Annotated in this window: 5 protein-coding genes; all 5 read right to left on the reverse strand. The window is 44.0% G+C overall.

The features are described 5' to 3' along the window. Positions 1–37: 37 nt before the first annotated feature. The 5 genes from G460_RS0105860 to G460_RS0105880 all read right to left on the reverse strand — a co-directional run bounded on the left by G460_RS0105860 (position 38) and on the right by G460_RS0105880 (position 11,259). Entirely contained in the window at positions 38–2,446 is a 2,409-nt protein-coding gene (locus tag G460_RS0105860) for an ABC transporter permease (protein ID WP_026954481.1), read from the reverse strand. Between the two features lie 24 nt (positions 2,447–2,470). Further along, positions 2,471–3,409, reverse strand: a complete 939-nt coding sequence (locus tag G460_RS0105865; RefSeq protein WP_026954482.1) for a DUF4097 family beta strand repeat-containing protein — start codon at positions 3,407–3,409, stop codon at positions 2,471–2,473. 310 nt (positions 3,410–3,719) lie between these two features. Further along, entirely contained in the window at positions 3,720–6,080 is a 2,361-nt protein-coding gene (locus G460_RS0105870; protein ID WP_026954483.1) for an ABC transporter permease, read from the reverse strand. 136 nt (positions 6,081–6,216) lie between these two features. Next, positions 6,217–8,643: an ABC transporter permease gene (locus G460_RS0105875; protein ID WP_026954484.1), complete on the reverse strand. Its 2,427-nt coding sequence runs from the start codon at positions 8,641–8,643 to the stop codon at positions 6,217–6,219. 189 nt (positions 8,644–8,832) lie between these two features. After that, positions 8,833–11,259, reverse strand: a complete 2,427-nt coding sequence (locus G460_RS0105880) for an ABC transporter permease (RefSeq protein WP_026954485.1) — start codon at positions 11,257–11,259, stop codon at positions 8,833–8,835. Between the last annotated feature and the right edge of the window lie 28 nt (positions 11,260–11,287).

An 11,287-nucleotide genomic window follows, 5' to 3' on the forward strand; every position in this document is an offset into this window, starting at 1 on the left:
TCGAAATACTTGATACTAGATACTTGCTACTAATTTCTCACTCACTCTGAATACTTTTGACAGGATTGGCCAATGCTGCCTGAACAGCTTTGCTTCCTACAGTCAGCGCCGTCAAGATCACTGAGACTACTAGGACAATCAGAAACAAGCCGATAGATATCGGGATTTTATAGGCGAATGTCTCGAGCCAACCTTCCATCATGTAATAGGCAATTGGGATGGACAGCAGAAAGGATATTATCACCATGTAGATAAATTCTTTGGAAATCATCAGTGTCAACTCAGGCACCGAGGCTCCCAAGGTTTTCCTGATTCCGATCTCTTTCACTCGCTGACTCACTAGGAATGAAACCAAACCATATAGTCCCAATCCGGCCACCAAAAGGGATATTCCTGCAAAAATCTTGAATACAGCGGCGAGCTTCTGTTCACTTTCATAAAACTCACCGATCATCTCATCATAGAAGCTTCCTGAATAGATTTTGGTCGGATAAAACTCGTCGTATAACTCTTCTATTTCCGCCAAAGTAGCTCCAGTCGTGCCTGCTTCCAGTTTTATAGCAGCATAAAAATAGTAGTCACTCATGGTGGTGATCAGCATTGGCTTAACTTCCTCCCGGAGGGAATTGGGCGTAAAATCCTTAAGTACGCCTGTGATCTCCATCCAAGCACTCCTTCCCATTCGGATAGTTTTCCCCACAGCCTCTTCTGGATTTCCCTGAGTCATATCACGAGCCAGCGTCTCATTGATCACCGCTTTTCTGGCGGTATCACTTTCGGCATAGCCGGATCCAGCCAGAAAATTCATATCAAAATTCTGAAAATAATCGTAGTCAGCCATTTTCAAAAAGACAGGATACGGCACATCTTCTGAACTTTGATCATAGCTGAAATTGGTAGCAGAGTTATTTCCAGATCCTGGAGGGTCGGAGGCCAAACTGACAGACTTCACACCTGCTATCCGCAGCAGTTCCTGCTTAAAACTTTGATGTCGAGGTTGCTCCGGGTTTTCCTCTTCCAGCTCCACGAGAAAAATTTCATCTTTGGTAAAACCCAAATCAGCATTTTGAATCAAATTCATCTGCTGAATGGCGATCAAGGTAGCGATCATCAGCACCTGAGCTATCGCAAATTGCACAAGCATCAAGGCTCTTCTTAGAGACACATTGCCCAGCTGAGCCGTTTGCACTTTACTTTTCAAAGCCCGAATCGGCTCAAATCTTGAAATCACCAAAGCTGGATAGATGCCAGAAAGCAAGGTCACCACCAAGATCAACAGAACCAGCAATCCATAGACAATCCAAGGAATCTCATTAAATCCTTCTGGAATATTGGATACTTTGGAGAGGAATGGAAGTGCAAAATGCACCAGCGCCAGAGAGATCAAGGATGCCAAACTCACGAGGATAAAAGTCTCCGTAAGAGAAAGGTTGATCAATTGGCTGCGGGAGCTGCCCATCACTTTATGAATTCCAATCTCGCGGCTTTTACCGATAGCTCTGGATGTACTCAAATTGATGTAATTGATTGAGGCCATAATCAGGATAAATAACCCGATCAAAACCAAGGTCCGAATCGTGGATTTCCTGGCCACAGAACCGCTGAGAGGTTCCAGATCAGCATTGTAATGTAGGTCGCTGAGTGGCTGTAGATGATGGGTACGAATGGAATTGCCTCTTCCTTCAAAATGCTTTTTGGAGAGATCCAGAAGTCCGGCCTCCACCTGTGCCAAACTGAGGTCTGGATTGGGACTCAGGTATACCTGAAAGTTGGAGCTGGTACTGCCCCATTCTTCAAAGTCATAGCCAAATTGGTCCTGATGAGAAAGTAAGGATTCAAAAGAAACAAAGACATCTGAGCGGAAATTGGAATGAAGCGGTAGATCTGCCACCACCCCAGCTACCTGTAGCTGTACGCCATTGAGCAAAAGGATCGTTTCACCCATTGCGTCGTCCACAGAACCAAAGATCCTGGTAGCCATAGACTCGGAGAGAAACACCTGATCTGGTTTGCTCAGGTCTTGAGAATTGCCTGACAAAAACTCCAACTGAAACAAATCGAGATAAGATGGAGTAATGAAAAAAGCATGATCCGAAAGATATTTGTCCGAATCATTCTCTTTTTCTACAGTCAGCTGTACCTCCCAATCTCCCACCACTGGCGCCACCTTGTCAAAAAGCTCCGAATGACTCATCAGTTCCAACGAGAAAGGAGCCGGGATACCAGGAGTATACTCTACCCCATCGGTATATTCATCTTGGGTTTTGATCCGATAAGTGCTTTCGTAGCGAGGCTGAAAGCGATCATAGGACCACTCGAAGTACACCACGGTAGCCAGCAGCATAGCCGCTGAGATCCCCAGTACCAATCCCAAAAGATTGATTGCGGTATTGGATAGAGACTTTTTAAGATTTCGGACGGCAATTTTTATATAATTCCTAAACATAGGCTGGGATTAAAAAAGTTAAAATCAGTTAGAAATGCGAATAGAACCACCTGAAGACTGAAGTGAAAGAGCAGGTCCGCCACCGTTGACAGAACCTGAAACTCGGTTTTTCTCAATGCTCCCGCTAAAATGATCCAAATTGCTCTGGATGCTTCCTCCTCTGATATCCAAGTCAAAACTTGAACTCTGAGAAACAGCCAACTGGATACTTCCTCCGCTGGATTTGAAACTCATATCACCTGATACAGCACCAATACTTGCTTTGATAGATCCTCCACTGCTCGCCGCATCGATAGTCCCTGAAATATCCGCCAGACTCATACCTCCTCCGGATGTATGAGCAATGATATCTCCCTCTAGATTCTCTACCTTGATAGATCCTCCACTCGTTTTCGCTTCGACATTTCCCTGAAAGTCACTTAGCGAAAAACTTCCTCCTGCTGACTGCGAAAGAACTTCTCCACTGGAATCAGCAACGCGAATCGAACCACCACTGGAAGCCAAGTCGAAAGCTCCATGTACCCCTTCAATAGAAACAGAGCCTCCACTCGTACGAATATGCGTATCGAGCTCGCCTGGTGTGATCACCTCAAAAGATAAACTGGGACGGTTTTTCCAATTAAAATTTCTGGAGCTTTTAGGCTTAGCCGAAATCGAAATCGTATTGCCGGATTGTTCTATACTTACTTCAAACTCGGACAGAAACTCCGCGACTTCTTCATCTCCGTCTTCCAAATACCTCCCGTTTTTCTTCAGGAAGGCGTGAACAATCACTTCGGAGACATTGCCTTGATAGATGGAAACCGAGGAACCTGCCAGTTCTCCCTCCAGCATCGCAGCATCAGAGGAAGCAAATCTCGCGGTCCGGAAAGGCTCTTTATTGTCTTGACTGATCGCCTCAGTCAACCCCAACTGGAAGAAGGTCAGCAAAAATAGCAAAAGGGTTTGATGTGGATTTTTCATAGCTGTAGCTTAGGTACCAAAAAAGACTGAGCTGCCACTTGTGGAGTAGACTTCTTGGTTTGGTTAATGACATTCTTTGTATTTCTACTTTGATGCCAGATGAAAAACCTATTCAAATTGCCAAAAACGGGCATTTCCTTCAATCAGGGCTTCTCTGAGTCGAACAACTTTGTCCGATGGCGCACAAACTCGATCTCATCAAAGCTTAGCTATATGGTTTGAAAAGGAAGAAGTTGGAAGCTTCTATCATCTTTTTACAATTCTCAAAACTCTTCTCTTTTCAATAGTGAAAAATATTGATCCGCATTGTTTATTCACTCTTGAGAGTTTTGGCGGGGTTGACCAGCGCTACTTTGATCGCTTGACTACTTACGGTCAATAAAGCAATGAGCAAAGTGACAGCTCCAGTCATCAGAAAAATTCTCCAATCAATTGCCGTTCTGTAATCGAAAGTATCCAGCCAGTTTTTCATAAAATACCAGGAAAGAGGAATCCCAATGATCACAGAAACCAGAACAAGCTTGCTGAATTCGGAGGAGAGCAAAGTGATCAAACTGGACACTGAAGCTCCCATGACTTTTCGAACCGAAATTTCTTTTTTTCTTCTTTCGGCAATGAAAGTAGCCAAGCCAAACAAGCCCATGCAGGAAATCACGACTGCCAAAACTGAAAAGAGAGAGGTCAAAGCCGCAGTCTGCTGTTGAGAGCGGAATTTTTGCTCATTTACCTGATCTACAAATTGATATTCAAAAGGTGAATTGGGGTCAAATTTTGCAAAGACTCTTTCAACACTCGCCAGTGAAGTCGACATATCCTGTCCTCCCTTCAATCGAATATGGATAAAGTTTAAGTTTCGTTTCGGCCCTATGATCACAATAGGTTTCACAGCCTCAAATGGGGATTCCATTACAAAATCTTTGACAAGACCCACAATCGTAAATTCCATCCCATCATCCTTGATGACTTGTCCTATGGGATCGTCAAATCCCATAATTTCGGCAGATTTCTCATTGATAATCGCAGCCATACTATCGCTGGCGTGGGTAAAAATATCTATATCCCGACCTGCCAAGAGCGTCATTCCAGCTGTTTTTACCAGATTGGCATCCTGCCCCATTCTGGAAATATCCGGTTGGTAATCGGCTTCTTTCCCCTGCCATTCCATCATGTTGGTGTCGCTGTAGATCTCGGTCAATGGTGAAAATGTATACGTCACACTTTCCACTTCAGGTAAGGCCAGCAACTCATTTTTCATAGCAACCTTATTTTTCCGAATAGACGTTGTCACCTGATGGAATATGAGATTTTCTTCATTCAAGCCCATATCTCGATTTTGCACAAACTGCACCTGATCCCTGATAATCCAGACACTGGAAAGAAGCGCCACGACCACCGCAAACTGAAATACCACCAAAACTTCTCTCGGACGAACTCCCCAGTTTCTATTTCCCAACGTGGATTTGAAAATCACCGTGGGTTTAAAAGAGCTCATCAAAAATGCAGGATAACTCCCCGCCAAAACACCTATCAACAGCACATAAACCAAGGACAACACAAGGAAAAAGGGTTGGTTGAAAGGATTCGTCAGCTGCTGGCCGATCAAGTCAGTGAACCAAGGAAAAGTGATGGAGACCAAAACCAGTGCTACTCCAAAGGCGCAGAGCGCGATCAAAATTGATTCAGCCAAAAATTGGCCGATCAGCATGCTTTTAGCAGCTCCGGAGATTTTCCGGATTCCCACCTCTTTGGATCGTTTTTCACTTTGAGCTGTGCTCAAGTTTACAAAATTGATCCCTGCGATGATCAAGACAATCACCGAGACTATCCCAAACATTCGGATCAGCTCGATTTTGCCGCCTACAGATTCCCCATTTTCAAATTTGGAATACAAATGCAGGTTTTTGACAGGAAAAAGGAAATCGGAAATATCATCCCCTTGAGCCCAATGTTTTTTAGTGAATCCTTCAAATTTTTCATTGAATAGCGAGAGATCTGTCCCTTTTGCCAGCATGGCAAAGGTTCGGTAAGAATTATTCCCCCAGAAGTCATCTACCCAACCCATCGTTTCCAATTTTTGGAAGGGTAAAAATGCAGAAAACTCAAATCCTGTATTAGTAGGAAGGTCCTTGATCACAGCTTTCACTTCAAAATCCAATTGGTTTTCAGCCTTTACTGTCTTGCCCAAGGCTGAGGATTCACCAAAAAGCTTCTTTGCCAAAGACTCAGTAATCACAATGTTGTCGGGAGCAGCTAGCGCCTCGATTGGATCCCCATCTACCGCCTCAAAACTAAAAATCTTGAAGAATCCCGGGTCTGTAAAAGTAATTTGCTCCGTAAACTTCCTATCCCCAGCGGCTAAGAGAAAAGGGTCCCACTCGGTGATTCGGGCTGCTTCCTCTACTTCCGGATATTCTTCCAGAAGCGCTGCCGCATAGGGAGCCGGAGTATAGTCCCATGAGGATATTTCCCCCTGCATTTCAGAATTTCTCCAAACAGCATAAATCCTATCCGAATTTTCATGAAATCGATCGACTGATAGCTCAAACTGAACCCAAATCAGAATCAAAATGGAGGCAGCCATCCCAATTCCTAATCCTCCGATATTGATAAACGTATGACTCTTGCTGCGAAGAATGTTTCTCCAGGCGATTTTAAGGTAGTTTTTCAGCATGGGAATTAAAGTTGAAGGGTTGGAAAGTTGAAAGGTTAAAAGGTTGGAAAACTAGAATATCCAATCTCTTTTCTCTCTTCTCTTATCTTTTGTCTTACGTCTAACGTCTTGGTTCTGAGTTCTTGATTCTAAATTCTCACTCCGATCGAAGGGAGTCGACCGGATTCATGGATGCAGCTTTGATGGATTGAAAGCTGATAGTAAGCAGCGCAATCATTACAGCTAGGAAGCCAGAGATCAAAAAGACCCACCATTGAACTCCGACTTGATAGGCAAAACCTTCCAACCACTGGTTCATTCCGTACCAAGCCACAGGTGTCGCAATCAGAATGGCGATGAACACCAATTTGATAAAGTCCTTGGACAGCAAAGCCACGATGTTTCCGGTGTTGGCACCCAGCACTTTTCTAACTCCTATCTCTTTCGTTCTTTGCTCAGCAGTGTAAGTTGCCAATCCCAACAGTCCCAAACAGGCGATGAAAATAGCAAGGATAGAAAAAGTGGTAAAGATCTGTCTGAAGCGGAAATCAGATTCATATTGGGTATTAAAATCCTCATCCAAAAAGCTATAAATAAACGGCCGGTGAGGCGCCAGACTCGTCCAGATTCCTTCGATTTCTGCAAGCGTAGCAGGGAGATTTTCTGTGTTTAGCTTCAGACTCATGTATCTGCTAGCATAAGCTTCAAAAGGCAAAGTCAAAGGCTCTACTTTATTATGTAATGAGATATAATTGAAGTCTTTGACTACTCCTATCACTTCACCTGCCCTACCCCACTGATCAAATTTTTTGCCCACGATATCTGCCGGATTGGAATAGCCATATTGTCTGGCTGCGGCTTCATTGACGACCAATGCAGCACTAGAATCAGATGGATAATCCCTGGAATAGGATCTCCCAGCTATTAATTCCAAATCAAAGTGATCTATGAAATCCAGCCCCACCTGAAAAATCGCCTGTCCTTCCATGATCATTTCACCATCGGGATTCTCAATAGTCGTCCCCGCATTGGGAAAATGGCTTCCCGGCACAGATCTGGAAAATGCTACAGATGCAATCTTCGGATTTTTCTCCAGTTCATTCTCCAAAGCAGATGAAACGGTATTGACTTGCTCATCATAATTGTAGTCCACCACCAGCATTTGCTCCTTATCAAAGCCCATGTCTTTTTCCATCAAATGACTCATTTGATTGTAGACTATAATCGTCCCGGCGATCAGTGCGATCGACAAGCTAAACTGAAACACAACCAGTCCTTTTCTGAGATTGACACCTTTTGCATCTGATTTATTGATGCCCTTCAAAATAGAAACAGGACGGAAACTGGACAGTACCAAGGCGGGATAAGACCCTGCCAGAAGTCCTACCAGAAGTACAATTCCTACAAAAAACGGAATCGTCTGCCAGTTGATTAGTTGATTGATGGAAAGGACTTTACCGGTCAGCTGATTCATCATCGGCAAGGATACTGAGACCAAAATCACCGAAACCAGAGAAGAAATCAATACGATGATGATGGATTCCCCCAGAAACTGGGCGATCAAACTTCCCTTTTCAGCTCCGATTGATTTTCGGATTCCTACTTCCTTCGCTCGCTCCAGAGATCGGGCTGTGGATAAGTTCATGAAATTGATGATCCCTACGATCAGGATAAAAAGCCCGATGACCGAAAAGACATAAATATTGGAGAGCGATGCAGTATCGCCAGGCTGTCGCTGCACTTCCGATCTCAGATACATATCTTCCAGCGGTTCGATCGCTATGGTATAGTTTGGACCATTCTCCTCGCTAGCTCTCCGATTGACAAACTCAGGCAGTTTGGCTTCGAAAGCCGCTTGATCAAACTGCTCATTGACTAAAAAATAGGTGTAAGTATCCACATATCCCCACGCATCAAATACATCCGGTCTGGACTGATAGAATGTACTAAGGGAAAGAAGTGTATTGAATTGAAGGTGAGAATTGGAGGGAAGATCACGCATTACGCCTGTCACCGTATATTCACCGGCATTGGCACGTCCGGCCACATCACTTCCTTTCATCGTTTTGCCGAGAGCACTGACGTCACCAAAGTATTTTATGGCATTAGTCTCTGACAACACTACACTATAGGGAGCTACCAAGGCTGTTTTTGGATCTCCTTCTACTAGATCCCAAGAAAACACATCAAAGACTGTGGAGTCCATGAAAACAATTCCATCCTCTTGCTGGGTCTCATCCTGTACGGTGAAAAGGATATCCGCTCGGCCTGAAAACCGTACCACCTTTTCCACTTCAGGAAAATCAAGCTCCAAAGCTGGTCCTACTGGAGCATTTCCCCATACCCAAAAATTTTCTCTGGAATTGTTTTCTGCCTGTTCATCTTCAGAAAAATAGCCATGAACCACCCGATAGATTCGGTCGCCTTTTTCATTGAATTTGTCATAGGATAGCTCATCCTGCACAAACATAAAAATGAGCACGCAGCAGGCCATACCAATTCCTAATCCAACAATATTGATCAGGGAATACACCTTCTTTTTCAGAAGATTTCTATAGGCGATTTTAAAGTAGTTTTTCCACATGATGATATAATTTCAAAATTGGAGTTACTTGTCCGCCGTGGCGGATTGAAAAATTGAAAAATCAGCCTCAATTCGTTCAAAATCTCCAATCTCTTTTCTCTAATCTAATGTCTTACGTCTAATGTCTAGAATCCTGACTCTCGGTTCTTGATTCTATATACTAATTACCCGATACCAACTCCCAATGCCTCACTCATCCTTTAAGCTTTTCACCGGATCGGCTTGGATACTCTTGAAAGTCTGAAAGAAAATCGTACCTGCCGCCAGCCCCAGACAGGTGACTATGGCCAGCACAATAAGCCCCACACTGATGCCTGTTTTGTATGCAAATTCTTCCAACCATTGACTCATGAAATAAATGGCTATCGGCACGGCCAAGAGGATGGAAACAGCTACAAGCTTCAAATAAGAAGCAGACAGCATCAGGAATATCTCCGGCATTGTTGCGCCAAAGACTTTTCTGATTCCTATTTCTTTGGTACGTAGATGTGTCGTGTAGGCTGTCAAACCAAACAGTCCCAAACAGGCGATCAAAATCGACATAACTGTCAATACCTGAAGCAAATCGGCCATTTTCATCTCAGACTGATACACTCTGGCAAAGTCCTGATCCAAAAAGGAAAAGTTCATCGGCACACGAGGTTCGTAATCTTTCCAGCCCGTTCTCAGCTCATCGATAGCTGCTTCTACATTGCTTCCCTGCACTCTCACAGATATATAATCTCTTAGAAAATAGTCGTGCATGTATTCGATCACCAGCGGTTTAATCTCATTTCTGTAAGATTCAAAATTGAAGTCCTTCACCATTCCGATTACTTCCAAAGTAGCCTCATCTTCTGCTCCTTGGTTTTTGACCACTATCTGGCCAATGGGATCGGCAGCGATGCCCAGATAGCTCGCAGCTTTTTCATTGATGATGATTTTTCCTGCATCAGCACCTTGGGTTAGGGCAAAATTCCTTCCCTCCACCAGCTCAAAGGCATAGGTATCCATGTAGTCTGCATCGGCTTCGTACCAGTTCATCCCCTGCTCCTCGGTTTCATTTTTCAGGTTGAAAGATCGCATCTGAAACTGCCCGGCCATGGGAATTCCGGTAGAGAAACTCATGGATTGGATCTGGGAACTGGAGGAAAACCGGGCCTTGAAATCTTCCCGTTGTTCATTTCTGATTTCCCCATCATTATGAATGATGACTAGCTGCTCCTTATCAAATCCAGGATTGGAGTTTTGTATAAAGCTCATCTGACGCTGAACCAACAAAGTGCAAATGATCAAGGTCAGCGAAGTGGCAAACTGAAAAATGACCAGAGCATTTCTGAATGAGTGGGAATTCTTGCCAACAGTCAACTGCTTTTTCATAATCAGCAGTGGCTTGAAAGAAGAAAGATAAAATGCCGGATAGGCTCCCGATAAAAGTGTCAAAGACACCAGCAATACCGGAATGAAAACCCAAATCCAAGGATTCCCAATCATGTTGAATTGCAGTTCCTTTCCTGAAATCTCATTGAAAAGTCCATTGGATAACTGTACGATAATGAGCGAAAGCGCAATGGAAATCAAAACCAAAATGAAGGCCTCCGTCAAAAACTGGTAAATCAATTGGGATTTTGCTGATCCCATGACCTTGCGAACTCCCACTTCCATGGACCGAAGTCCGGCTTTGGCTGTGGCCAGATTCATGAAATTGATGCAAGCCAAAAGCAACACAAAAACTGCTACCAGAGAAAAAATATACACATAGCTTTCGTAGCCGTTTGCTTCCAATTCGCGCAACAAATGCGATTTCAGGTGAATATCCTTGATTGGCATCAGCTGGAGATTGTAGTCTGAACCATCTTCTTCGGCCCCAAAGGCAGGAATGGCATAATTGGCCACGATCTGATCAAGCTTGGTTTTTACGACCTCGCTATCTCCGTTTGGGATTTTGACATAGGTATTCAAAATCGACCAAGACCAGGAATCCATCAGAAAAATCTCCTGATACATGCCCGGCTCATAGACCAGCATATCAAATTGAATGTGGGACTGTGAAGGAATATCCTCCAAGACGGCTGCTATTTCTCTAGGCGTCGGATCATTACTGCCGATCAAAAGGACCTTCCCCAAAACTTCCGGCGCTGGAATTTCTCCAAAATACTTTTTGGCCATGGAGGCGGTGATCGCGATGAAATTGGGCTGGGAAAGTGCTTTTTCTTTGCTACCAGCGACCAAGGGCAAATCAAAAACCTGAAAGAAATTTGGCTCGGCATAGAACACCTTTTCTTCTCTGAAAATTTCGTCTTTGTTTGCTCCAGAACCTGGCTGGATGGTAAAATCATTCCATTTCAAAATTCGGGTTACGGCTGCTACTTCTGGTATATCACTGGCAATGCGAGGCCCCAGAGATGGAGGCGCAGTGGCATAGCTGGCCGTTTTGAAATTGCCCCAATGGCTGCTGACCCGGTAGATGGAACTGGACTCAGGGATATACTGATCATAGCTCAACTCATCTTGGACAAAAAGCATCATCATCAAAAATCCACTGATTCCCAGCGTCAAACCGAATATGTTCAGTCCGGTATAGAGTCTATTCTTTTTTAGGACTCTCCAGGCGATTTTTAAGTAGTTTTTCCACATGGGTATTAAAGTTGAAAGGTTGGAAAGT

Source organism: Algoriphagus vanfongensis DSM 17529, assembly GCF_000429465.1.
Classification (GTDB): Bacteria; Bacteroidota; Bacteroidia; order Cytophagales; family Cyclobacteriaceae; genus Algoriphagus; species Algoriphagus vanfongensis.

Excerpts from the sequence above, each read along its gene's own strand:
- G460_RS0105860 (WP_026954481.1), bottom strand. The coding sequence starts at position 2,446 with ATGTTTAGGAATTATATAAAAATTGCCGTCCGAAATCTTAAAAAGTCT.
- G460_RS0105865 (WP_026954482.1), bottom strand. The coding sequence starts at position 3,409 with ATGAAAAATCCACATCAAACCCTTTTGCTATTTTTGCTGACCTTCTTC.
- G460_RS0105870 (WP_026954483.1), bottom strand. The coding sequence starts at position 6,080 with ATGCTGAAAAACTACCTTAAAATCGCCTGGAGAAACATTCTTCGCAGC.
- G460_RS0105875 (WP_026954484.1), bottom strand. The coding sequence starts at position 8,643 with ATGTGGAAAAACTACTTTAAAATCGCCTATAGAAATCTTCTGAAAAAG.
- G460_RS0105880 (WP_026954485.1), bottom strand. The coding sequence starts at position 11,259 with ATGTGGAAAAACTACTTAAAAATCGCCTGGAGAGTCCTAAAAAAGAAT.